The 22,959-nt window shown below is 52.2% G+C and carries 21 protein-coding genes, 1 tRNA gene and 2 pseudogenes; 11 read left to right on the forward strand and 13 right to left on the reverse strand.

The features are described 5' to 3' along the window. Positions 1–19 precede the first annotated feature (19 nt). From ACJHX4_RS01545 to glxK, 4 genes are read left to right on the forward strand one after another with little or no spacing between them, the layout of a single operon-like run. Positions 20–1,474 carry an allantoin transporter gene (locus ACJHX4_RS01545; protein WP_000401115.1) on the forward strand — a complete coding sequence of 485 codons (1,455 nt, stop codon included), beginning with the start codon at positions 20–22 and terminating at the stop codon, positions 1,472–1,474. Positions 1,475–1,533: 59 nt separating this feature from the next. After that, complete coding sequence (allB, locus tag ACJHX4_RS01550) at positions 1,534–2,895, forward strand: allantoinase AllB (RefSeq protein WP_000006873.1); 1,362 nt, start codon at positions 1,534–1,536, stop codon at positions 2,893–2,895. Between the two features lie 55 nt (positions 2,896–2,950). Next, a complete protein-coding gene (locus ACJHX4_RS01555; protein WP_001295839.1) occupies positions 2,951–4,252 on the forward strand; it encodes a uracil/xanthine transporter in 1,302 nt (433 codons plus the stop codon). 21 nt (positions 4,253–4,273) lie between these two features. After that, the gene (gene glxK / locus ACJHX4_RS01560; protein WP_001295840.1) at positions 4,274–5,419 is read left to right on the forward strand and encodes a glycerate 3-kinase; all 1,146 of its coding nucleotides are present in this window, start codon (positions 4,274–4,276) and stop codon (positions 5,417–5,419) included. Between the two features lie 128 nt (positions 5,420–5,547). Here the strand turns inward: glxK and allE are convergent, their stop codons facing one another. The 3 genes from allE to allD are packed head-to-tail and all read right to left on the reverse strand — an operon-like array spanning position 5,548 to position 8,650. Next, positions 5,548–6,333, reverse strand: coding sequence for a (S)-ureidoglycine aminohydrolase (gene allE / locus ACJHX4_RS01565; RefSeq protein WP_000540975.1), 786 nt, complete (start codon positions 6,331–6,333; stop codon positions 5,548–5,550). Between the two features lie 10 nt (positions 6,334–6,343). Then, a complete protein-coding gene (gene allC / locus ACJHX4_RS01570) occupies positions 6,344–7,579 on the reverse strand; it encodes an allantoate deiminase (RefSeq protein ID WP_001295841.1) in 1,236 nt (411 codons plus the stop codon). A gap of 21 nt (positions 7,580–7,600) precedes the next feature. Then, entirely contained in the window at positions 7,601–8,650 is a 1,050-nt protein-coding gene (gene allD, locus ACJHX4_RS01575) for an ureidoglycolate dehydrogenase (RefSeq protein WP_000703882.1), read from the reverse strand. 316 nt (positions 8,651–8,966) lie between these two features. Here allD and ACJHX4_RS01580 point away from each other — a divergent pair, with 316 nt between their 5' ends. From ACJHX4_RS01580 to ACJHX4_RS01595, 4 genes are read left to right on the forward strand one after another with little or no spacing between them, the layout of a single operon-like run. Continuing rightward, positions 8,967–10,634 (forward strand): acyl-CoA synthetase FdrA, encoded by a 1,668-nt coding sequence (locus ACJHX4_RS01580; protein WP_000580890.1) that lies wholly within the window; start codon positions 8,967–8,969, stop codon positions 10,632–10,634. Positions 10,635–10,643: 9 nt separating this feature from the next. Beyond that, entirely contained in the window at positions 10,644–11,903 is a 1,260-nt protein-coding gene (locus ACJHX4_RS01585; RefSeq protein WP_000495392.1) for a DUF1116 domain-containing protein, read from the forward strand. 10 nt (positions 11,904–11,913) lie between these two features. Continuing rightward, complete coding sequence (locus tag ACJHX4_RS01590) at positions 11,914–12,729, forward strand: DUF2877 domain-containing protein (RefSeq protein WP_001295842.1); 816 nt, start codon at positions 11,914–11,916, stop codon at positions 12,727–12,729. Further along, the gene (locus ACJHX4_RS01595) at positions 12,726–13,619 is read left to right on the forward strand and encodes a carbamate kinase (protein ID WP_000855408.1); all 894 of its coding nucleotides are present in this window, start codon (positions 12,726–12,728) and stop codon (positions 13,617–13,619) included. The genes ACJHX4_RS01590 and ACJHX4_RS01595 overlap by 4 nt, the downstream gene beginning before the upstream one ends. Before the next feature lie 533 nt (positions 13,620–14,152). On the opposite strand, the gene purK is transcribed toward ACJHX4_RS01595, so the two are convergent. The 5 genes from purK to ppiB form a co-directional block, all read right to left on the reverse strand. After that, complete coding sequence (purK, locus tag ACJHX4_RS01600) at positions 14,153–15,220, reverse strand: 5-(carboxyamino)imidazole ribonucleotide synthase (RefSeq protein ID WP_000815584.1); 1,068 nt, start codon at positions 15,218–15,220, stop codon at positions 14,153–14,155. Then, on the reverse strand, positions 15,217–15,726 hold the full coding sequence (gene purE / locus ACJHX4_RS01605) for a 5-(carboxyamino)imidazole ribonucleotide mutase (RefSeq protein WP_001295318.1): 510 nt from the start codon (positions 15,724–15,726) through the stop codon (positions 15,217–15,219). The genes purK and purE overlap by 4 nt, the downstream gene beginning before the upstream one ends. Before the next feature lie 95 nt (positions 15,727–15,821). Then, positions 15,822–16,151: a hypothetical protein gene (locus ACJHX4_RS01610; RefSeq protein WP_001188440.1), complete on the reverse strand. Its 330-nt coding sequence runs from the start codon at positions 16,149–16,151 to the stop codon at positions 15,822–15,824. 110 nt (positions 16,152–16,261) lie between these two features. Next, positions 16,262–16,984 carry a UDP-2,3-diacylglucosamine diphosphatase gene (gene lpxH, locus ACJHX4_RS01615; RefSeq protein WP_000212244.1) on the reverse strand — a complete coding sequence of 241 codons (723 nt, stop codon included), beginning with the start codon at positions 16,982–16,984 and terminating at the stop codon, positions 16,262–16,264. Between the two features lie 2 nt (positions 16,985–16,986). Next, positions 16,987–17,481, reverse strand: a complete 495-nt coding sequence (ppiB, locus tag ACJHX4_RS01620; protein ID WP_000255987.1) for a peptidylprolyl isomerase B — start codon at positions 17,479–17,481, stop codon at positions 16,987–16,989. 173 nt (positions 17,482–17,654) lie between these two features. Between ppiB and cysS the strand changes: the two genes are divergently transcribed. Then, the gene (cysS, locus tag ACJHX4_RS01625; protein WP_000912352.1) at positions 17,655–19,040 is read left to right on the forward strand and encodes a cysteine--tRNA ligase; all 1,386 of its coding nucleotides are present in this window, start codon (positions 17,655–17,657) and stop codon (positions 19,038–19,040) included. A 35-nt stretch (positions 19,041–19,075) separates the two neighbouring features. On the opposite strand, the gene ACJHX4_RS01630 is transcribed toward cysS, so the two are convergent. From ACJHX4_RS01630 to folD, 3 genes are all read right to left on the reverse strand, one after another. Beyond that, positions 19,076–19,597 (reverse strand): metal-dependent hydrolase, encoded by a 522-nt coding sequence (locus ACJHX4_RS01630; protein ID WP_001143517.1) that lies wholly within the window; start codon positions 19,595–19,597, stop codon positions 19,076–19,078. 107 nt (positions 19,598–19,704) lie between these two features. Further along, the gene (ybcJ, locus tag ACJHX4_RS01635; protein ID WP_000190282.1) at positions 19,705–19,917 is read right to left on the reverse strand and encodes a ribosome-associated protein YbcJ; all 213 of its coding nucleotides are present in this window, start codon (positions 19,915–19,917) and stop codon (positions 19,705–19,707) included. A gap of 1 nt (position 19,918) precedes the next feature. Further along, positions 19,919–20,785 carry a bifunctional methylenetetrahydrofolate dehydrogenase/methenyltetrahydrofolate cyclohydrolase FolD gene (gene folD / locus ACJHX4_RS01640; RefSeq protein ID WP_000729155.1) on the reverse strand — a complete coding sequence of 289 codons (867 nt, stop codon included), beginning with the start codon at positions 20,783–20,785 and terminating at the stop codon, positions 19,919–19,921. Positions 20,786–21,055: 270 nt separating this feature from the next. Between folD and ACJHX4_RS01645 the strand changes: the two genes are divergently transcribed. Further along, positions 21,056–21,132, forward strand: a tRNA-Arg gene (locus ACJHX4_RS01645). Positions 21,133–21,147: 15 nt separating this feature from the next. Here the strand turns inward: ACJHX4_RS01645 and ACJHX4_RS01650 are convergent. Then, positions 21,148–21,737, reverse strand: a pseudogene (locus tag ACJHX4_RS01650) (site-specific integrase); the annotation flags it as partial. 18 nt (positions 21,738–21,755) lie between these two features. On the opposite strand from ACJHX4_RS01650, the pseudogene ACJHX4_RS01655 reads away from it, so the two are divergent. Beyond that, positions 21,756–22,130: pseudogene (locus tag ACJHX4_RS01655) on the forward strand (tail fiber assembly protein); the annotation flags it as partial. A 54-nt stretch (positions 22,131–22,184) separates the two neighbouring features. Here ACJHX4_RS01655 and ACJHX4_RS01660 read toward each other — a convergent pair. After that, positions 22,185–22,853 (reverse strand): class I SAM-dependent methyltransferase, encoded by a 669-nt coding sequence (locus tag ACJHX4_RS01660; protein WP_000239877.1) that lies wholly within the window; start codon positions 22,851–22,853, stop codon positions 22,185–22,187. Positions 22,854–22,959 lie beyond the last annotated feature (106 nt).

A 22,959-nucleotide genomic window follows, 5' to 3' on the forward strand; every position in this document is an offset into this window, starting at 1 on the left:
GTGAAATTAAGAGGGATTTATGGAACATCAGAGAAAACTATTCCAGCAACGCGGCTATAGCGAAGATCTACTGCCGAAAACGCAAAGTCAGCGGACCTGGAAAACATTTAACTATTTTACCTTATGGATGGGTTCGGTTCATAACGTTCCCAATTATGTGATGGTTGGCGGCTTTTTTATTCTCGGCTTGTCTACCTTTAGTATTATGCTGGCAATTATCCTCAGTGCCTTTTTCATTGCCGCGGTAATGGTATTAAACGGTGCTGCGGGCAGTAAATACGGCGTACCGTTTGCCATGATCCTGCGTGCTTCTTACGGCGTACGTGGTGCACTGTTTCCCGGATTATTAAGAGGCGGTATTGCTGCCATTATGTGGTTTGGCCTGCAATGTTACGCGGGGTCACTGGCCTGCTTGATTCTGATTGGCAAAATCTGGCCGGGATTTTTGACTCTCGGTGGCGATTTCACGCTGTTAGGCCTTTCTCTACCGGGATTAATTACTTTCTTACTCTTCTGGCTGGTTAACGTTGGTATTGGTTTTGGCGGCGGAAAAGTTTTAAATAAATTCACTGCCATTCTTAACCCGTGCATCTATATCGTTTTCGGCGGTATGGCGATTTGGGCGATTTCGCTGGTCGGGATCGGTCCAATCTTTGACTACATTCCGGGCGGTATTCAGAAAGCAGAAAACAGTGGCTTCCTGTTTCTGGTGGTGATAAACGCGGTGGTTGCGGTCTGGGCGGCACCGGCGGTGAGCGCATCCGACTTTACGCAAAACGCCCACTCGTTTCGTGAGCAGGCGCTGGGGCAAACGCTGGGTTTAGTTGTGGCCTATATTCTGTTTGCGGTCGCCGGGGTATGTATTATTGCCGGAGCCAGTATTCATTACGGCGCTGACACCTGGAACGTGCTGGATATTGTTCAGCGTTGGGACAGCCTGTTCGCCTCGTTCTTTGCGGTACTGGTTATTCTGATGACGACTATCTCTACTAACGCCACCGGTAATATTATTCCGGCTGGTTATCAGATTGCCGCCATTGCACCGACGAAACTGACCTATAAAAACGGCGTACTGATTGCCAGTATTATCAGCCTGCTGATCTGTCCGTGGAAATTAATGGAAAATCAGGACAGTATTTATCTGTTCCTCGATATTATCGGCGGAATGCTTGGTCCGGTAATTGGTGTGATGATGGCGCATTATTTTGTGGTGATGCGTGGGCAAATTAATCTTGATGAACTGTACACCGCACCTGGCGATTATAAATATTACGATAACGGTTTTAACCTCACCGCGTTTTCAGTAACTCTGGTGGCCGTTATTTTATCTCTTGGCGGTAAGTTTATTCCCTTTATGGAACCGTTATCACGTGTTTCATGGTTTGTCGGCGTCATCGTCGCCTTTGCGGCCTACGCCTTATTAAAGAAACGTACAACAGCAGAAAAAACAGGAGAACAAAAAACCATAGGTTAATTAATCACGATATTGAACATTGAGTTAAAAACCAATCTGTATTTTACAAGGAGTTTGTTATGTCTTTTGATTTAATCATTAAAAACGGCACCGTTATTTTAGAAAACGAAGCTCGCGTTGTAGATATCGCCGTTAAAGACGGAAAAATTGCTGCTATCGGCCAGGATCTGGGCGATGCAAAAGACGTTATGGATGCGTCTGGTCTGGTGGTTTCGCCGGGCATGGTTGATGCGCACACCCATATTTCTGAACCGGGTCGCAGCCACTGGGAAGGTTATGAAACCGGTACTCGCGCAGCAGCAAAAGGTGGTATCACCACCATGATCGAAATGCCGCTCAACCAGCTGCCTGCAACGGTTGACCGCGCCTCAATTGAACTGAAGTTCGATGCCGCTAAAGGAAAGCTGACTATCGATGCGGCACAACTCGGTGGCCTGGTGTCTTACAACATTGACCGTCTGCATGAGTTGGATGAAGTGGGTGTTGTCGGTTTCAAATGCTTCGTTGCGACCTGTGGCGATCGCGGTATCGACAACGACTTCCGTGACGTCAATGACTGGCAATTCTTCAAAGGCGCGCAGAAGCTGGGCGAACTGGGCCAGCCAGTGCTGGTGCACTGCGAAAACGCGCTGATCTGTGACGCACTGGGCGAAGAAGCGAAGCGTGAAGGTCGCGTAACTGCCCATGACTATGTGGCTTCGCGTCCGGTATTTACCGAAGTGGAAGCGATTCGCCGCGTACTGTACCTGGCGAAAGTCGCTGGTTGCCGTCTGCACGTTTGCCACGTCAGCAGCCCGGAAGGTGTTGAGGAAGTGACTCGTGCACGTCAGGAAGGTCAGGATGTTACTTGTGAATCCTGCCCGCATTACTTTGTGCTGGATACCGATCAGTTCGAAGAAATCGGTACTCTGGCGAAGTGTTCACCGCCGATCCGCGATCTGGAAAACCAGAAAGGCATGTGGGAAAAACTGTTTAACGGTGAAATAGACTGCCTGGTTTCCGACCACTCTCCATGCCCGCCGGAAATGAAAGCCGGTAACATCATGAAAGCGTGGGGCGGTATCGCTGGTCTGCAAAGCTGCATGGACGTGATGTTCGATGAAGCGGTACAGAAACGCGGAATGTCTCTGCCAATGTTCGGCAAATTAATGGCGACTAACGCAGCAGATATTTTCGGTCTGCAGCAAAAAGGCCGTATCGCCCCAGGAAAAGATGCCGACTTCGTCTTCATTCAGCCGAATAGCAGCTATGTTCTTACCAATGACGATCTGGAATATCGCCACAAAGTCAGCCCGTATGTTGGCCGTACTATTGGCGCGCGTATCACGAAAACCATCTTACGTGGTGATGTGATTTACGACATCGAACAGGGCTTCCCTGTTGCGCCGAAAGGTCAATTTATCCTTAAACATCAGCAGTAATCTGGCCCTGCAATGCCCGTCCTTGTGGCGGGCATTCTCCGGTTAAGGTGTGTTTATGTTCAATTTTGCAGTGGGCCGCGAAAGCCTGTTATCAGGATTCCAGTGGTTTTTCTTTATTTTTTGCAACACGGTTGTGGTTCCTCCTACGCTACTTTCTGCTTTTCAGTTGCCGCAAAGTAGCCTGCTTACGCTCACGCAATATGCTTTTCTTGCTACCGCACTGGCCTGCTTCGCTCAGGCGTTCTGCGGTCATCGTCGCGCTATTATGGAAGGGCCGGGCGGCCTGTGGTGGGGAACCATCCTGACTATCACCCTTGGCGAAGCATCGCGCGGGACACCGATCAACGATATCGCTACCAGTCTGGCGGTGGGGATTGCGCTCTCCGGCGTGCTGACGATGTTGATTGGTTTTAGCGGATTAGGCCATCGCCTGGCACGGTTATTTACGCCGTCGGTGATGGTCTTGTTTATGTTGATGCTGGGTGCGCAACTGACCACTATCTTTTTCAAAGGTATGCTCGGGCTGCCGTTTGGCATAGCCGCCCCGAATTTTAAAATTCAATTACCGCCGTTCGCGCTCTCGGTGGCGGTGATGTGCCTGGTACTGGCGATGATTATTTTCCTGCCACAACGTTTTGCCCGTTACGGCCTGCTGGTCGGCACGATAACTGGCTGGTTGTTGTGGTACTTTTGCTTTCCTTCTTCGCATTCGCTCTCCGGTGAGTTGCACTGGCAGTGGTTCCCGCTCGGCAGTGGCGGTGCTTTGTCGCCGGGGATTATTCTGACGGCGGTGATTACAGGTCTGGTAAATATCAGCAATACCTACGGTGCGATTCGGGGCACGGATGTTTTTTATCCGCAGCAGGGCGCGGGGAATACGCGTTATCGTCGCAGCTTTGTGGCGACCGGATTTATGACACTGATAACCGTGCCGCTGGCAGTAATTCCATTTTCACCGTTTGTTTCATCCATTGGTTTATTAACCCAGACAGGCGATTACTCGCGGCGTTCGTTTATTTATGGCAGCGTTATTTGCCTGCTGGTGGCACTGGTTCCGGCACTCACGCGACTGTTTTGCAGTATCCCTTTACCAGTGAGTAGTGCGGTCATGCTGGTTTCTTATCTGCCTTTACTCTTTTCCGCGCTGGTGTTTAGCCAGCAAATAACGTTTACCGCTCGCAATATTTATCGACTCGCATTGCCGTTATTTGTCGGCATATTTTTAATGGCATTACCGCCTGTGTATCTGCAAGACCTTCCATTAACGCTTCGTCCTCTGCTCAGTAACGGCTTACTGGTCGGAATTTTACTGGCTGTTCTTATGGATAATCTTATTCCGTGGGAACGCATCGAATAATTTGTTGAAAAAGGATTGATAATGAAGATTGTCATTGCGCCAGACTCTTTTAAAGAGAGCTTAAGTGCAGAAAAATGTTGTCAGGCAATTAAAGCCGGGTTTTCGACCATATTTCCCGATGCGCACTATATCTGTTTGCCGATAGCGGATGGCGGCGAAGGGACGGTGGAGGCGATGGTCGCCGCGACGGACGGTAACATCGTGAAGCTTGAAGTCTGCGGGCCGATGGGCGAAAAAGTGAATGCTTTTTATGGCATTACCGGCGACGGGAAAACGGCGGTGATTGAGATGGCAGCAGCAAGTGGCCTGATGCTGGTCGTGCCTGAAAAGCGTAATCCGTTGCTGGCCTCCAGTTTTGGTACGGGGGAGTTAATTCTCCATGCGCTGGATAATGGCATTCGCCATATTATTCTCGGCATTGGCGGCAGTGCGACGGTCGACGGCGGTATGGGCATGGCGCAGGCGCTCGGTGTGCGTTTCCTTGATGCCGACGGTCAGCCGCTGGCGGCTAACGGCGGCAATTTAGCGCGCGTGGCAAGTATTGAGATGAATGAATGCGATCCGCGTCTGGCGAACTGTCATATTGAAGTAGCATGTGACGTTGATAACCCGCTGGTAGGGGCACGCGGCGCGGCGGCGGTGTTTGGCCCGCAAAAAGGGGCAACGCCGGAGATGGTCGAAGAGCTGGAACAGGGGCTGCAAAATTACGCCCGTGTTTTACAACAGCTAACTGAAATCAACGTCTGCCAGATGGCGGGTGGTGGCGCGGCGGGCGGTATGGGCATTGCGGCGGCGGTATTCCTCAATGCGGATATTAAACCGGGTATTGAGATTGTGTTGAATGCGGTCAATCTTGCGCAGGCAGTGCAGGGTGCAGCACTGGTGATCACCGGGGAAGGGCGCATCGACTCGCAAACGGCAGGCGGTAAAGCGCCGCTGGGTGTGGCATCGGTGGCGAAGCAGTTTAATGTCCCGGTGATTGGGATTGCTGGCGTATTGGGTGATGGCGTGGAAGTGGTGCACCAGTACGGCATTGATGCGGTATTCAGCATTTTGCCACGTCTGGCTCCTTTAGCCGAAGTGCTCGCCAGCGGTGAAACCAATCTCTTCAACAGTGCGCGAAATATTGCCTGCGCCATTAAAATAGGTCAGGGAATTAAAAACTGACTATTACCTTTAAAGCGGATGCGATTTATATCGCATCTTTTTTTACCTGAATTGACTACAAAAAAAGCCACGGAATAAACCGTGGCAAAATCCAACATAGCTAAAAATAATCAGGCGAGTGGTATGACTTAAATCTCTACGTCGCGGTTGCAATCTTTCGAGTAAATATAGCTGAACGCTTCACCACGCCCTACGCCATAACCAGCCTGTAAAGAATAAGCGCCCATAAAGATGTAATCGCCTTTTTTCACCGGGATCCAGTTATTGTCGAGGTTATAAACCCCCTGACCGGAAAGAATATAGGCACCGTGTTCCTGAACGTGGGTTTCGATATAACCGTGGCTGGCACCTGGTGCAAAAGAGAGGATATGCATGTTCATATCAAAACCTAACTCTTTGGGCAGAAAATCCAGCAGAATAACATCGTCCATGCCTTCATAATGAATGCGTTCCAGTTCGCTGGCATTGCCATAAACCAGCCACGGCGCATGACCTTCTACCGGAATATAGCGACGCTTATATAAAAAGATTTGGCTGTCTTCGGCCTGGGCGTTAACAAACGTCATTAAGGAGCCTGGCGGGCAATAAAGATAGCCACCTTCGCTTAAGGCAAATGTTTTCCCTTCGGCTTTGGCAGTGATATTTCCAGAGATCACATACAGGAACGTTTCAATGCCTTCGCCACCGAAGCCCTGTTGGTTGCCGCCGTTTTGATGCAGTGTGACCAGATAATCAACAAAAGAGGCACCCAGCTTTGGCGTGGAGAGGATTGTCGCGTCACAATTTACAAAGCCCGGAATAATATTTTTTACCAGACCGTCTGGTGTTAACAGTGCGAAATTACCGTGTTTAACAATCGCACGGTTAGCCAGTAAATCATCGCGGTAACCGGTGACGTTATTTAAATATCCCATTTATAACTCCTTATTTCTGCCAGGCAAGTTGATAAAGCATGAGTGCCAACGTTTTGACCCCTTCGGCAAGGTCGGTAATATTGGTGCGTTCCGCCGGGTTATGGCTGATCCCGTTGATGCTGGGAATGAAAATCATGCAGGTCGGCACGCGAGGCGCGAAAATTTGCGCGTCGTGCCCGGCACCACTGTGCATCACCCGGTAATTCAGTTTTTCGCTTTCACACAATTCTGTCAGGGTGGCGACCAGCTCCTTATTCATCGGCACGGGTTCTTCGTCCATCCATAAATCGATATCAATACCAATATCCATTTCATCGCAAATCGCCCGCATGTCGTTTTCTAACTGTTGGGTGAAATCGCGCAGCACGGTAGCATCGGTATGACGACAATCAATGGTGAACGTGGTTTTACCCGGCACTACATTCACCGTATTCGGGCGCGGCTCTACTTTGCCAAAAGTCAGAACCAGCGGGTCGCCCATCTTTTTCGCTTTTTCGACAGACTGATGGCAAATGCGACTGAAAGCGTAAACCGTATCACGACGATAACCCATCGGCGTGGTGCCTGCATGGTTTGATTCACCGTTCAGCGTCACCGTATAGCGACGTTGCCCGACAATTGCATTCACCACGCCAATTGACTGCCCATTACTTTCCAGCACACAGCCCTGTTCGATATGCAGTTCGACAAAGGCTTTAATATCCTGACGCGGAGTTAGTGGGGCGTTCGGCAGAGTAAATCCGCAAGCCTTCATCGCATCGACAAAACTATTTCCTTTGGCATCACAGATATTCCGCACGTCGTCAGGATTCGCCAGCCCAAAAATATTTTTACTGCCCCAGAAAACATACGGGAAGCGGCTGCCTTCTTCTTCTGCCATCGCCACCACTTCGACCGTACGTAACGGCGCGCCGTATTGCGTTTTCAGCCAGTCAATTGCCAGCCACGCCGCCAGCGCACCGAATTGCCCGTCGAGGTTACCGCCGTTAACCACGGTATCGATATGCGAACCGCTCAGAACCACTTCCTGTGGATATTCGGTGCCATTCAGGCGACCGTATAAATTCCCCACTTCATCGAAACGTGTTTCCAGCCCGCTTGCTGCCATTCTTTTTTTAAACTGCTGCTGGGTTTCCAGCCATTCCGGCGAATAAAGTAAACGGGTCATCCCACCCGCTGGGTCAGCGCCAAAAGAGGAAAGCCAGGGCAGCGTTTCTTCTATAGCTTGACGGAAATGTGTAATCATAAGAAAGTCCTGTCTCAATAATTATTGCGCAAAGGGATTTTTCGTTTCGTATGACGTGTTATAAAGCGCGTCGGAAATTAAATACTGGTAAATATCATCAACAATTTCGATGCCTTCGACGGCGGCTTTGCGTTGTTTAATATCCTGATCCTGTCCGGGATAATAAACCTGATTAAAACCGGGCGCGGGGGTAATGGTATTTAATTCGCGCATGGTCTGGCTAAGATGTTGACGGAATAATTCGCTGGAGGAGAAAAAGTTCGGGTTAATAACTATATGTAATTGCCCCAAATTACGCCCGGCGTGTAAATCGTCATACATCGAACTAACCTGTCGCCCGAACGGTAAGCCGAGTAAGACGCCTGAGAGGACGTCAATCATCATCATCAGGCCATACCCTTTTGGCCCAGCGGCGGGGAGCAGAGCATGTACCGCGAACGGATCGGTTGTTGGTGCACCGTTTTTATCGACTGCCCAGGTATCCGGGATAGACATATTGCGCGAGCGGGCGTCGAGTACTTTTCCCCATGCCTGTACGGTAGTCGCCATATCAAAGGTAAGGATCTCGTCGCCTTCTCCCGGCGCGGCAAAGGCCAGTGGGTTAGTGCCGTAGTAAATTTCCGCGCCGCCAAACGGCACCACCATTGGATCGGACTGGCACAGCGAAATGCCAATCAATCCGGCGCGGGCAGCCTGCTGCACAAAATAAGAGATTGCGCCGCTGTGACCCATCCGGCTGATACCGACCACCGCAACGCCTTTTTGCTGGGCGGTTTTGATGGCATGTTCCATACCCATTTTCGCCGCGACCTGTCCGGCGGCATTGTCGGCATGTAAAATTGCCGAGCACGGTCCGGTTTCCTCAAGACGAAACTCCGGTTCGCGGTTGGTGCCGCCTTTTGAAATGCGTTCGGCGTAGTATTCAACGCGCACCGCGCCATGAGAGTGGATCCCTCTGGCATCGGCGTAAACCAATACTTCAGCCACGGTTGCAGCGTGCTCACGTTTTAACCCAGCCTGGCAGAGTTTATTCTCGATTAGCTGGTGGAGTGTTTCCCGACTGATTTTCATCTGTCTTCCTTTTTAACGACGGTGTGAAGCATGACTGCAATTAACATACAGGGAAAATATCTGGATTATGTGATCCAGACAGGCAAAAAAATATAGTTAGAATTTATTTGATAATCTTCGTGCTTTTAACCTGGTTTTTAAAACAACCATGCTTATTAAAAAATAACGCGTAATAGTCTGGCGGTTATTTGAATTCTTTTGTTAATAATCCCCGTGTGATATTCATCACCTTATTTACTCGTTGTCATCGATACCGTAATCGCCACATTAACACTGCTCGTGCAATTGCCATGGGTGCAATTTTTAAGGAGTTGTTATGATCCACGCCTTTATTAAAAAAGGGTGTTTTCAGGATTCGGTCAGTTTAATGATTATTTCACGAAAACTCAGCGAATCAGAAAATGTTGATGATGTTTCCGTAATGATGGGTACGCCCGCCAATAAAGCGTTATTAGATACTACAGGTTTCTGGCATGACGATTTTAATAACGCCACGCCGAACGATATTTGCGTGGCAATTCGTAGCGAAGCGGCGGATGCGGGGATCGCGCAGGCGGTTATGCAGCAGCTTGAAAAGGCGCTAAAACAACTGGCGCAGGGTTCAGGCAGCAGCCAGGCGTTGACGCAGGTGCGTCGCTGGGACAGTGCCAGTCAGAAATTACCCGATGCCAATCTGGCGCTGATTTCAGTGGCTGGTGAGTATGCGGCGGAGTTGGCGAACCAGGCGCTGGATCGCAACCTCAACGTGATGATGTTCTCCGATAACGTCACGCTGGAAGATGAAATCCAACTTAAAACCCGCGCGCGGGAAAAAGGCTTGCTGGTGATGGGGCCAGACTGCGGTACGTCGATGATTGCTGCCACGCCGCTGGCTTTTGCTAATGTGATGCCGGAAGGCAACATTGGCGTCATAGGCGCTTCCGGTACCGGGATTCAGGAGCTGTGCTCACAGATTGCGCTGGCAGGGGAGGGAATTACTCACGCGATTGGTCTTGGCGGGCGCGATCTCAGCCGTGAAGTGGGCGGCATCAGTGCGCTAACGGCGCTGGAAATGCTCAGTGCAGACGAGAAAAGCGAAGTGCTGGCATTTGTTTCAAAACCACCTGCCGAAACTGTGCGTCTGAAAATTGTTAATGCCATGAAAGCAACTGGCAAACCGACGGTGGCGCTGTTTTTAGGTTATACCCCGGCGGTGGCCCGCGACGAGAATGTCTGGTTTGCCTCCTCGCTGGATGAGGCCGCTCGTCTGGCTTGTCTGCTTTCACGCGTCACTGCGCGACGTAACGCGATAGCGCCTGTCAGCAGCGGATTTATTTGCGGTTTGTATACCGGCGGTACGCTGGCTGCTGAAGCGGCGGGATTACTTGCCGGACACCTTGGCGTGGAAGCCGACGATACCCATCAACATGGCATGATGCTGGACGCCGACGGACATCAGATCCTCGACCTGGGCGATGATTTTTACACCGTCGGGCGTCCCCATCCGATGATCGACCCGACCTTACGCAACCTGTTAATTGCCGATCTCGGCGCTAAACCGCAAGTGCGAGTGTTGCTGCTTGATGTCGTGATTGGCTTCGGCGCGACCGCCGATCCTGCCGCCTCGCTGGTGAGCGCCTGGCAAAAAGCCTGTGCCGCGCGTTCAGACAATCAACCACTGTATGCCATTGCCACGGTGACAGGCACTGAACGTGACCCGCAATGCCGCTCGCAGCAAATCGCCACGCTGGAAGATGCGGGGATCGCGGTAGTGAGTTCGCTACCGGAAGCCACCTTGCTGGCTGCGGCGTTAATTCATCCGCTCTCGCCTGCCACACAGCAACACACACCGTCATTACTGGAAAACGTCGCCGTGATTAACATCGGATTACGCAGCTTTGCGCTGGAGCTACAAAGCGCCAGCAAACCGGTTGTGCATTACCAATGGTCGCCAGTCGCCGGCGGCAATAAAAAACTGGCTCGTTTATTAGAACGTTTGCAATAAGGGGTTCCCATGTTTACATCAGTGGCGCAAGCCAATGCTGCGGTTATCGAACAAATTCGTCGTGCTCGTCCACACTGGCTGGATGTGCAACCGGCTTCTTCACTTATCAGCGAACTAAACAAGGGCAAAACACTGCTTCACGCCGGGCCGCCAATGCGCTGGCAGGAGATGACCGGACCCATGAAAGGGGCGTGCGTGGGCGCATGTCTGTTCGAAGGCTGGGCGAAAGATGAAGCGCAGGCGCTGGCAATACTGGAGCAGGGGGAAGTGAACTTCATTCCTTGTCACCATGTGAATGCCGTCGGGCCAATGGGCGGCATTACTTCTGCCAGTATGCCGATGCTGGTGGTCGAGAACGTGACCGACGGCAACCGGGCGTACTGCAACCTCAACGAAGGTATCGGCAAAGTGATGCGTTTTGGCGCTTACGGCGAAGATGTCCTGACTCGCCATCGCTGGATGCGCGATGTGTTAATGCCAGTATTAAGCGCGGCGCTGGGGCGCATGGAGCGCGGTATCGATCTCACGGCAATGATGGCGCAGGGCATTACCATGGGCGATGAGTTCCATCAACGCAATATTGCTTCCTCAGCACTGTTAATGCGTACGCTGGCCCCACAAATTGCTCGCCTCGATCATGATAAACAGCACATTGCGGAAGTGATGGATTTTCTCAGCGTGACCGATCAGTTCTTCCTCAACCTCGCGATGGCCTACTGCAAGGCGGCGATGGATGCAGGCGCGATGATCCGCGCAGGCAGCATCGTTACGGCTATGACCCGCAACGGCAATATGTTCGGGATTCGGGTAAGCGGGCTGGGTGAACGCTGGTTTACTGCGCCTGTAAACACTCCGCAAGGTCTGTTTTTCACCGGCTTCTCGCAGGAGCAGGCGAACCCGGATATGGGCGATAGCGCGATTACCGAAACCTTTGGTATCGGAGGTGCGGCAATGATCGCAGCGCCTGGCGTAACGCGCTTTGTCGGTGCGGGTGGCATGGAAGCGGCCAGAGCGGTATCTGAAGAGATGGCGGAAATTTACCTTGAACGCAATATGCAGTTGCAGATCCCCGGCTGGGATTTCCAGGGGGCGTGCCTGGGGCTGGACATTCGTCGCGTGGTAGAAACCGGCATTACGCCACTCATCAATACCGGTATCGCCCATAAAGAGGCGGGGATCGGGCAGATTGGCGCAGGCACCGTGCGGGCACCGCTGGCGTGCTTTGAACAGGCGCTGGAAGCACTGGCTGAAAGCATGGGGATTGGTTGAGGAACGCACAATGACGATCATCCATCCTCTGCTTGCCAGCCGTAGCGCACCGAATTATCGCCAGTCCTGGCGGTTAGCGGGAGTGTGGCGGCGGGCGATTAACCTGATGACGGAAAGCGGCGAACTGTTAACGCTGCATCGTCAGGGGAGTGGTTTCGGCCCCGGCGGATGGGTGCTTCGCCGCGCGCAATTCGATGCGTTATGCGGTGGATTATGCGGCAATGAACGACCACAGGTTGTGGCACAAGGTATTCGTCTCGGGCGTTTCACGGTTAAACAGCCACAGCGTTATTGTTTGCTACGTATTACGCCGCCTGCGCATCCTCAACCGCTTGCCGTTGCATGGATGCAACGCGCGGAGGAAACCGGGCTTTTCGGGCCACTGGCATTGGCGGCAAGCGATCCGCTGCCTGCTGAATTACGCCAGTTTCGTCACTGTTTTCAGGCCGCGCTCAATGGCGTTAAGACCGACTGGCGGCACTGGCTGGGTAAAGGCCCCGGATTAACGCCAAGTCATGATGACACGCTGAGCGGAATGCTGCTGGCGGCCTGGTATTATGGCGCTTTAGATGCGCGCTCCGGTCGCCCGTTTTTTGCCTGTTCCGACAATCTTCAACTCGTTACCACTGCGGTGAGCGTCAGTTATTTACGTTATGCCGCGCAAGGATATTTCGCCTCGCCACTCCTGCACTTTGTTCATGCGCTGAGTTGCCCGAAACGTACCGCAGCGGCGATCGATTCGCTGCTGGCGCTGGGGCATACGTCAGGGGCAGATACGCTGCTGGGGTTCTGGCTTGGCCAACAATTATTACAAGGGAAACCATGAAAACACTGGTTGTGGCTCTTGGGGGCAACGCCTTACTCCAGCGCGGTGAGGCGCTGACGGCAAAAAATCAATATCGCAATATTGCCAGTGCTGTACCCGCGCTGGCGCGCCTGGCCCGTTCTTATCGGCTGGCAATTGTTCACGGCAACGGACCGCAGGTGGGGCTGCTGGCGTTACAGAATCTGGCGTGGAAAGAGGTAGAACCGTATCCGCTGGATGTACTGGTGGCGGAAAGCCAGGGGATGATTGGCTATATGCTGGCGCAGAGCTTGAGCGCACAGCCGCAGATGCCGCCTGTCACGACGGTGCTGACGCGCATTGAGGTTTCGCCTGATGATCCGGCGTTTTTACAGCCAGAGAAGTTTATCGGTCCGGTTTATCAGCCAGAAGAACAAGAGGCACTGGAAGCGGCTTACGGCTGGCAGATGAAACGTGATGGTAAATATTTACGTCGGGTGGTGGCGTCTCCGCAACCGCGTAAAATTCTCGACAGCGAAGCCATCGAGTTGTTGCTCAAAGAGGGGCATGTGGTGATTTGCAGTGGCGGCGGTGGTGTGCCTGTGACGGAAGACGGGGCAGGGAGTGAAGCGGTGATTGATAAAGATCTCGCCGCTGCGTTGCTCGCCGAGCAGATTAATGCCGATGGACTGGTGATCCTCACCGATGCTGATGCGGTATATGAAAACTGGGGAACGCCGCAGCAACGTGCCATTCGCCATGCCACACCGGATGAGTTAGCGCCATTTGCCAAAGCCGATGGTTCGATGGGGCCGAAGGTAACGGCGGTGAGTGGCTATGTCAGAAGCCGTGGTAAACCCGCGTGGATTGGGGCGTTATCGCGGATTGAAGAGACGCTGGCGGGCGAAGCGGGGACTTGTATTTCGCTGTAGTGATGGGCACCAGGCAATTGGCACATCTAGCCTGATGCGATGCTGGCGCGTCTTATCAGGTCTACAGGCGGTGTCGGAACGGTAGGCCGGATAAGGCGTTCACGCCGCATCCGGCAATCGGCACACCATGCCTGATGCGATGCTGGCGCGTCTTATCAGGCCTACAGTCGGTGTCGGAACGGTAGGCCGGATAAGGCGTTCACGCCGCATCCGGCAATCGGCACACCATGCCTGATGCGATGCTGGCGCATCTTATCAGGTCTACAGGCGGTGTTGGAACGGTAGGCCGGATAAGGCGTTCACGCCGCATCCGGCAATCGGCACACCATGCCTGATGCGATGCTGGCGCGTCTTATCAGGTCTACAGGCGGTGTCGGAACGGTAGGCCGGATAAGGCGTTCACGCCGCATCCGGCAATCGGCACACCATGCCTGATGCGATGCTGGTGCGTCTTATCAGGTCTACAGGCGGTGTTGGAACGGTAGGCCGGATAAGGCGTTCACGCCGCATCCGGCAATCAAATGAGCACCAGGTTAACTGAACTTACTCTGCGCCCACATCACGCCGCTGGCATACTCCGGTGGCAGCAGCGGGATTAAGGCTTCCAGCGTCGCGGTCAGATGCGATGTGTCGCTGTCGGTCAAATTTAAATGCCCCACTTTACGGCCCGGACGGACTTCTTTGTCGTACCAGTGCAGATGCACAAGCGGCAGTTTCAGCCAGTCATAATTCAGATCGCTACCAATCAGATTGATCATCACCGACGGATTATTCACTACTGGTTGCGGTAACGGCAGATCGGTAATTGCCCGCAGATGTAGCTCAAACTGGCTGATGCTGGCACCGTTTTGCGTCCAGTGCCCACTGTTATGCACACGCGGAGCCAGTTCGTTGATCAGCAGACCTTGCGGCGTGACAAAACACTCCATCGCCATCACGCCCACATAGCCCAGCTCCTGCATAATCGCCGACAACATCTCTTCAGCTTGCGCCTGCAGCTGTGCGTTGGCCTGCGGGAAAGCGACGCTGGTGCGCAAAATGCCGTCCTGATGCAGGTTATGCGTCAGCGGATAAAACACGGTGCTGCCATCAAAACCGCGCGCGCCAACCAGCGACACTTCACCTGAGAAGTTTATGCCCTGCTCGACAATACATTCGCCGTAGCATTCAGCCGGTAACTGTTCGGTTTCAGCGGCGCGTAAACGCCATTGACCGCGTCCGTCATAGCCACCAGTGCGGCGCTTAACAATCGCCAGCTCACCTAAACGATCAAACACCGCAGGCCACTCGCTGCGTTCGGCAAGTAACTGCCACGGTGCGGTCGGCAGGTGGAGCTTATCGAAAAGCTGCTTCTGAGTCAGACGGTCGGCAATAATCGGGAACACATCGCGGTTCACAAAGGCCGGCTGGCGCGCCAGCTCGCGGGTTAATGCAGTTTCCGGCCAGCGTTCGATCTCAGCGGTAATCACGCTTTGTTGAAAAGGCACCGCCGCCGGTTCAGCGTCCAGCCCGACCGGCCAGACAGCAATGCCTAACGGTTCGCCTGCCTGACGCAGCATACGGCCTAACTGCCCGTTACCGAGGACGCAAACCTGTTTCATGCCGCACCTCGCGGGTCCGGGTTTTCCAGCACTTCATCAGTTTGTGCTTTGCGCCAGTCATTCAGACGCTGGTGCAGTTCTTTATCATGAGTCGCAAGAATTTGTGCTGCCAGTAACGCCGCGTTTGCCGCGCCAGCTTTACCAATCGCCAGCGTACCCACCGGAATGCCGCGCGGCATTTGTACGATGGAGTAGAGGCTATCGACACCGCTCAGTGCGGCGCTCTGTACTGGCACGCCCAGCACCGGCACCAGCGTTTTGGCGGCAATCATGCCAGGCAGGTGCGCTGCGCCGCCTGCGCCCGCAATAATCACCTGATAACCGTTCTCTTCGGCGCTTTCGGCGAAGCTGAACAGTTTATCGGGGGTGCGGTGAGCAGAAACCACTTCAACGTGGTGCGGGACATTCAGGATTTCGAAGATTTCGGCGGCGAACTGCATGGTAGCCCAGTCGCTTTTGGACCCCATCACGATGGCGACACGCGCCGGATTATTGCGGGAAGACATGCGTCTTAAAACTCCTGTGGTGCACAACTCTCGGCTTTAGAGGGCACAGAGAATAGCACGGAAAGAGTGCTAGGAAAACGGTTGCGTAGGCGGAATTAACCGTCAGTTGTTGAGTTTTTAATTTGTTCTGCGTGTTGATTATGCGCTCTGGCTGAACTGGCAAAGAATGCCCATATCAGCACAATGCTCCACGGTAAAAAGCATATACCGACAATCAATATATATCTTTCTACAAAGCGTTGGTTATGGGGGCGGGTGAGTACTAAATAAATGAGCCAGAAATAGACTATCCAGGAAATGACCGCCGCAGCTACCAGTGACAATGCGCCAAAATAGAAGCCGACAAGACCGAACCAGCTAATACACAGTGGCGCTCCTGCCGTAAGGGCGATGCCAGAAATCAAAAATCCGTTGCAGCGTTGCATAATAATATTCCCTGTTGTTATTTCACTCAGAGATTATTACCTTGCTGATTTTAAAAAAGATATACAGGTTGCGTTAGTTCGGTGCTTTTTCAGAATCTGTCCATTCGTGGTCAGAAAGGAAAATGGATTAGCTCAACGTCATCCGCCGTGACTTTCACCATCGAACCTTCTGTATGCCAGGCACCCAGTACCACGCGAAAAGCAGGTTGCTGATTGGCGATAAGTTCATGCACCGCCGGGCGATGGGTATGCCCGTGGATCAGCCATTGCACTTGATGTTTTTCCATCGCACTGACCACCGCGTTTTGGTTAACGTCCATGATCGCCAGCGATTTACTGCTGTTGGCTTCTTTACTGTTCGCGCGCATTCGCGCGGCAATGCGTTTGCGCACAAACAACGGCAGGGCGAGGAATAGCGTTTGCAGCCAGGGTTTGTGGACTTTGGCGCGAAAAGCCTGATAACCCGCGTCATCGGTGCACAGCGTGTCGCCATGCATAATCAACACCCGACGACCATAAAGTTCGAGCACCTTTTCTTCCGGCAATAACGTCATGCCGCTTTCACGGGCAAAGCGTTTGCCGAGCAGAAAATCACGGTTGCCATGAATGAAATAACAGGGAACGCCGGAATCGGATACCGCTTTGATCGCTGCGGCCATCTGGTGATGAAGTGGGTTGGGATCGTCGTCGCCGATCCAGGCTTCAAACAGATCGCCAAGAATATACAGCGCATCGGCCTTGCGGGCCTCCCCTGCTAAAAAACGCAGAAAACCGGCGGTGATCGCCGGTTCTTCCACGCAGAGATGAAGATCTGCAATAAAGAGTGTCGCCACGATTACTCGCTAACGGTCACGCTTTCAATGATAACGTCTTCTTTTGGCACGTCCTGGTGCATACCGCTACGACCGGTTGCCACACCTTTGATTTTGTCTACCACGTCCATGCCTTCAACCACTTCAGCAAATACGCAGTAGCCCCAACCTTGCAGGCTTTCGCCAGAGAAGTTCAGGAAGTCGTTATCAACCACGTTGATGAAGAACTGGGCAGTTGCAGAGTGCGGTGCCTGAGTACGGGCCATTGCCAGCGTACCACGGGTATTTTTCAGACCGTTGTTCGCTTCGTTTTTGATCGGGTCTTTGGTGGCTTTTTGTTTCATGCCCGGTTCAAAACCGCCGCCCTGAATCATAAAGCCGTTGATAACACGGTGGAAAATGGTGTTGTTGTAAAAACCTTCGCGGCAGTAGTCCAGGAAGTTTTTAACTGTTTCAGGTGCTTTATCGTCAAAAGTTTTGATGACAATATCGCCGTGATTGGTGTGGAAAGTAACCATTTTTGCATCCTGTTCCGTTTGATTGGTGCTTCAACCCGGTTCGGGTCATATATAGGGTGGTGTTATAGCATAACCGCACGATCGGATCATCTCGCAATGTATGCTGATTCGCGCGGGAAATATGGGTATTATACGCAACTCAATTACCCACACATGTCTAAACGGAATCTTCGATGCTAAAAATCTTCAATACTCTGACACGCCAAAAAGAGGAATTTAAGCCTATTCACGCCGGGGAAGTCGGCATGTACGTGTGTGGAATCACCGTTTACGATCTCTGTCATATCGGTCACGGGCGTACCTTTGTTGCCTTTGACGTGGTTGCGCGCTATCTGCGTTTCCTCGGCTATAAGCTGAAGTATGTGCGCAACATTACTGATATCGACGACAAAATCATCAAACGCGCCAATGAAAATGGCGAAAGCTTTGTGGCGCTGGTGGATCGCATGATCGCCGAAATGCACAAAGATTTTGATGCTTTGAACATTCTGCGCCCGGATATGGAGCCGCGCGCGACGCACCATATCGCCGAAATTATTGAACTCACTGAACAACTGATCGCTAAAGGTCACGCTTATGTGGCTGACAACGGCGACGTGATGTTCGACGTCCCGACCGATCCGACATATGGCGTGCTGTCGCGTCAGGATCTCGATCAGCTGCAGGCAGGCGCGCGCGTTGACGTGGTCGACGACAAACGCAACCCGATGGACTTCGTTCTGTGGAAAATGTCGAAAGAGGGCGAACCTAGCTGGCCGTCTCCGTGGGGCGCGGGCCGTCCTGGCTGGCACATTGAATGTTCGGCAATGAACTGCAAGCAGCTGGGTAACCACTTTGATATCCACGGCGGCGGTTCTGACCTGATGTTCCCGCACCACGAGAACGAAATTGCCCAGTCCACCTGTGCGCACGATGGCCAGTATGTGAATTACTGGATGCACTCCGGTATGGTGATGGTTGACCGCGAGAAGATGTCTAAATCGCTGGGTAACTTCTTCACCGTGCGTGATGTGCTGAAATACTACGATGCGGAAACTGTGCGTTACTTCCTGATGTCGGGTCACTATCGCAGTCAGTTGAACTACAGCGAAGAGAACCTGAAACAGGCGCGTGCGGCGCTGGAACGTCTCTACACTGCGCTGCGCGGCACAGACAAAACCGTTGCGCCTGCCGGTGGCGAAGCGTTTGAAGCGCGCTTTATCGAGGCGATGAACGACGATTTCAACACTCCGGAAGCCTATTCCGTACTGTTTGATATGGCGCGTGAAGTGAACCGTCTGAAAGCAGAAGATATGGCAGCGGCGAATGCAATGGCGTCTCACCTGCGTAAACTTTCTGCCGTATTGGGCCTGCTGGAGCAAGAACCGGAAGCGTTCCTGCAAAGCGGTGCGCAGGCAGACGACAGCGAAGTGGCTGAGATTGAAGCGTTAATTCAACAGCGTCTGGATGCCCGTAAAGCGAAAGACTGGGCGGCGGCAGATGCGGCGCGTGACCGTCTTAACGAGATGGGGATCGTGCTGGAAGATGGCCCGCAAGGGACCACCTGGCGTCGTAAGTAATTGCGCTATTGCCGGATGCGAGTTTTCGCATCCGGTTATCGTCTGCGCCACCACAACATTCCCATCAGTAACATCCCCGGCAACCACACCCACATCAATTCAGAAATAATCACCTGATGCCCGTACGGCGTGGTGTAACGAGACAATGCAAACGGCGCGACTTTAATCACCTGCCAGGGAGCGAAAAAGCGTTCATCTGACCACGGCCACAGCCAGCCAACCCATTTACCGCCAGTGGTTACCGAATCCAGCAAGCTGTGCGATAGCAACGAGACGGTTAAAAACAGCCAGCAGCGAATCAGCCCAGCCCTGAACCATCGACGTCCAATCAGCACACATAACAGCGGGACAACAAACGCAAACACCAGCGAATGGGTAAACCCGCGATGACCAAAAACATTTCCGTAAGCAACGCCAAATTTAAACGACAATACATCGGCATCGGGCAGCATCGCCAGGATGATTCCGGCAAATAACAGACGCGGAGGGATGGCTTTCGAACCCAACCCTAAACCAATGCATAGGGGAACGGCGGCGTGCGTAATAACGGTTGGCATGATGGTCGCTTCGGCAAAATGTCGATGCTATCAGCATGGATGAACGGGGCGTAGAGGGCAAAAGTCTGAAAAGAGAACCGGCCTGTTGATACAGGCCGGGAAAGGGATCAGGCAACAACCTGTACGCTGTGACCTGCAAAACTCACTGTCTGACCGGCGACGATTTTGCAGCGTTTGCGCGTTTCAACCGCACCGTCGACTTTCACCAGGCCTTCGGCTATCGCGATTTTCGCCTGCGCGCCGCTTTCGCTCCAGCCTTCCAGTTTCAGCAAGTCGCACAGCTCAACGTGCGGATGTTTACCTAAAGAAAATGTCGCCATGTTACTCACCCTGTGGATCATGATATTCAACGCACGCCTGTAGCGTGTTTTCAATCAGCGTGGCAACCGTCATCGGGCCAACGCCGCCCGGAACAGGCGTAATGTATGAGGCGCGTTTAGCCGCGTCTTCAAACACGACGTCGCCCACAACTTTGCCATTTTCCAGACGGTTGATGCCGACATCAATCACAATTGCGCCTTCTTTGATCCAGTCACCAGGAATAAAGCCCGGCTTGCCGACGGCAACGATCAACAAATCGGCATTTTCTACGTGGTGACGCAGATTTTTAGTGAAACGGTGAGTCACGGTGGTGGTGCAACCTGCCAGCAGCAGTTCCATGCTCATTGGGCGACCGACGATATTCGATGCGCCAATCACCACGGCGTTAAGGCCGAAGGTATCAATGTTGTAACGCTCAAGCAGCGTGACGATACCGCGCGGGGTGCAGGGACGCAGACGTGGCGCGCGCTGGCACAGACGACCGACGTTGTAAGGATGGAAACCGTCCACGTCTTTGTCCGGATGAATACGTTCCAGCACTTTGACGTTATCAATACCCGCCGGTAACGGCAGTTGAACCAGAATGCCATCAATGGTGTTGTCGGCATTCAGCGCATCGATAAGCTCCAGCAGCTCCGCTTCGCTGGTGGTTTCCGGGAGGTCATAAGAGCGGGAGACGAACCCGACTTCTTCACAAGCCTTGCGTTTGCTTGCGACATAAATTTGCGATGCAGGGTTGCTACCCACCAGCACAACGGCCAGTCCTGGCGCCCGCAGTCCGGCTGCAATACGCGCCTGAACTTTTTGAGCAACTTCAGAGCGCACCTGCTGCGCAATCGTTTTACCGTCAATAATCTTTGCTGCCATCAGAGAGAGGATTCCATCTGTTACGTAGGTCGAAGGGGATGCGCCTATTTTGTCAGAAGCGTGGCGCGCTGTCAGTTTTCGTTTTCTGAAAAGTAAAACCTTCTGTACCTGGCTGATTCACACCTATCATGATAACCGTCGTTGGTTTGCCGCCATAGTGAGCTACATCTGATGCGGTCGTACACTTGTTCAGCAACTGGTTCAAAAGCCATTGACTCAGCAAGGGTTGACCGTATAATTCACGCGATTACAGCACACCGTGGTATCAATGCGCCCTTAGCTCAGTTGGATAGAGCAACGACCTTCTAAGTCGTGGGCCGCAGGTTCGAATCCTGCAGGGCGCGCCATTAAAATTCAATCAGTTACGCCTTCTTTATTTCTTCTATAATTCCAGAGTGGGACATTATCACCAAAAATGTCGTCTATTTTCCTCGCGTGCTCAGTCAAATGATTAGGCGCAAGGTGAGCATATCTACGAACCATTTCTCTGGACTCCCATCCGCCCATTTCCTGAAGCACTGATAATGGGACGCCTGACGGAATCAACCTGCTTGCCCGGGTATGCCAGAGGTCATGGAAACGGAAATTTTCAACTCCTGCACGACGACAAGCTGATAGCCATGCTGTCTTGCTGTCAATGCGCATCTTCCTGAGCGCAGGCATTGATGTTCCATCTGCTCGCTTAGCCGCCCTGGTATGTACACCCACATTTGTGATGCTTGCCTGTTTGATCACGCAACACTTTAGAGGCGGTATCGTTCAGCGCCACACCAATGGCGCGATTTGATTTGCTATCTTCTGGATCCACCCTGGCAACTTGTCGCTGCATGTCAATCTGTTGCCACTCCAGATTTATGATGTTCGACTTTCTCAGAACAGTTACCAGCGCAAATTTGACGACAGATTTCAGTAGTTCGGGGCTCTCATCAATCAGGCGTTTTGCCTGATTCTTTTGTAAGTCTCTTGTGCCATTCCACCTCATACAGGTTTGCCTGCAAACAGTACCGATATTGCACCGCCAGATATTCCGGCTGGCTTCGTGGTTGTTTTCAACAGTGATGAGGCATCGTGGCATCTCGTTGAAGACCATCTGGGTAAAACGGTTTATGACGTGGCATCAGGGGACGCGTTATTTATTTCTGAACTCGGTCCGTTACCGGAAAATGTCACCTGGTTATCCCCGGCAGGGGAGTTTCAGAAGTGGAACGGCACATCATGGATAAAGGATACGGAGGAAGAAACCTCGTTGCTGGAAGCCTGGAAGATGTATCGGGTGTTGCTGAACCGAGTTGATACATCAACTGCCCCTGATATTGAGTGGCCTGTGAACCCTGTCAGAGAGTAATCATTGGGATTATGCCGCAGCACGTCGTGCGCAAGAACGTGCTGCGTCTGGATGCTATTTTTTCCCTGAAGCGGAAAACATTACTACAGTACCTTTAACCTTGGTTTTAACATTCTCGAAATGCTCTGAGAGTATATGTGTTAAGCCTTCTTCGGAATCTTTTGTGTTTGAAAAGATGCCTTTCTGATTGTAAATGCGCATCAGTTTTTGACCGAAGCTATTGTGCACAACGCCGTCACCAAGAATTGTGGCTCCGTATAGAGTTCCATCGTCAGTTAAGGCCTGCGCCGCATTGCGTATTACACAGCTTTTTGTAGATATATTTCCAGGCAGGCAGTGAAGAAGGTAAAACATGGAAATGGAATCAAATTGACCATGTAACGCCGCGGGATAAGGATCAAAAACATCATGGCTAATTTTATGTTTAATTTTTGATTCCCCAGCCCTTGTCGATGCCGCGTTCAGGCTAGCTTCGTTCAAATCCATTAAAGATATCAGACTACTCTCAGGTACGTGAGTAAGGTAAAACCCAGTTCCAACGCCAATATCCAGATGGTTGTTACCTAAATGTTCCAGAAAGTGTGGAAGAAGGTGTTCCTTTGTAGGACATCCCCATGCAAGCCGATTTGATACACCCAAAACCCACCAGTCATAAAGCTTTAGGGTAAGTGGTGTGTAAATTTTAGCCCCATCATCTGTGTTTTTTTTCATTAGTTTCACCATGTTATAGTTTTATTTGTGAATTAAATCAATTATAGCGATGAATTACAAGGGGTTAAATGATGCCACGGCATAACGAATTTGAATATATTGAGTCTTGTGTTGCGGT

Origin of the sequence: Escherichia sp. WS2035, from assembly GCF_046487065.1 — a bacterium.
In the GTDB taxonomy this organism is placed as follows: Bacteria; Pseudomonadota; Gammaproteobacteria; order Enterobacterales; family Enterobacteriaceae; genus Escherichia; species Escherichia coli.

What these genes read in the sequence shown, in the direction of transcription:
- folD (WP_000729155.1), bottom strand. Translation starts at nt 20,785, where the DNA reads ATGGCAGCAAAGATTATTGACGGTAAAACGATTGCGCAGCAGGTGCGC.
- allD (WP_000703882.1), bottom strand. Translation starts at nt 8,650, where the DNA reads ATGAAAATCAGTCGGGAAACACTCCACCAGCTAATCGAGAATAAACTC.
- cysS (WP_000912352.1), top strand. Translation starts at nt 17,655, where the DNA reads ATGCTAAAAATCTTCAATACTCTGACACGCCAAAAAGAGGAATTTAAG.
- ACJHX4_RS01585 (WP_000495392.1), top strand. Translation starts at nt 10,644, where the DNA reads ATGTTTACATCAGTGGCGCAAGCCAATGCTGCGGTTATCGAACAAATT.
- allC (WP_001295841.1), bottom strand. Translation starts at nt 7,579, where the DNA reads ATGATTACACATTTCCGTCAAGCTATAGAAGAAACGCTGCCCTGGCTT.
- ACJHX4_RS01545 (WP_000401115.1), top strand. Translation starts at nt 20, where the DNA reads ATGGAACATCAGAGAAAACTATTCCAGCAACGCGGCTATAGCGAAGAT.
- ACJHX4_RS01555 (WP_001295839.1), top strand. Translation starts at nt 2,951, where the DNA reads ATGTTCAATTTTGCAGTGGGCCGCGAAAGCCTGTTATCAGGATTCCAG.
- ACJHX4_RS01595 (WP_000855408.1), top strand. Translation starts at nt 12,726, where the DNA reads ATGAAAACACTGGTTGTGGCTCTTGGGGGCAACGCCTTACTCCAGCGC.
- ybcJ (WP_000190282.1), bottom strand. Translation starts at nt 19,917, where the DNA reads ATGGCGACATTTTCTTTAGGTAAACATCCGCACGTTGAGCTGTGCGAC.
- ACJHX4_RS01610 (WP_001188440.1), bottom strand. Translation starts at nt 16,151, where the DNA reads ATGCAACGCTGCAACGGATTTTTGATTTCTGGCATCGCCCTTACGGCA.
- purE (WP_001295318.1), bottom strand. Translation starts at nt 15,726, where the DNA reads ATGTCTTCCCGCAATAATCCGGCGCGTGTCGCCATCGTGATGGGGTCC.
- purK (WP_000815584.1), bottom strand. Translation starts at nt 15,220, where the DNA reads ATGAAACAGGTTTGCGTCCTCGGTAACGGGCAGTTAGGCCGTATGCTG.
- glxK (WP_001295840.1), top strand. Translation starts at nt 4,274, where the DNA reads ATGAAGATTGTCATTGCGCCAGACTCTTTTAAAGAGAGCTTAAGTGCA.
- ACJHX4_RS01590 (WP_001295842.1), top strand. Translation starts at nt 11,914, where the DNA reads ATGACGATCATCCATCCTCTGCTTGCCAGCCGTAGCGCACCGAATTAT.
- ACJHX4_RS01580 (WP_000580890.1), top strand. Translation starts at nt 8,967, where the DNA reads ATGATCCACGCCTTTATTAAAAAAGGGTGTTTTCAGGATTCGGTCAGT.
- allB (WP_000006873.1), top strand. Translation starts at nt 1,534, where the DNA reads ATGTCTTTTGATTTAATCATTAAAAACGGCACCGTTATTTTAGAAAAC.
- allE (WP_000540975.1), bottom strand. Translation starts at nt 6,333, where the DNA reads ATGGGATATTTAAATAACGTCACCGGTTACCGCGATGATTTACTGGCT.
- ppiB (WP_000255987.1), bottom strand. Translation starts at nt 17,481, where the DNA reads ATGGTTACTTTCCACACCAATCACGGCGATATTGTCATCAAAACTTTT.
- ACJHX4_RS01660 (WP_000239877.1), bottom strand. Translation starts at nt 22,853, where the DNA reads ATGGTGAAACTAATGAAAAAAAACACAGATGATGGGGCTAAAATTTAC.
- ACJHX4_RS01630 (WP_001143517.1), bottom strand. Translation starts at nt 19,597, where the DNA reads ATGCCAACCGTTATTACGCACGCCGCCGTTCCCCTATGCATTGGTTTA.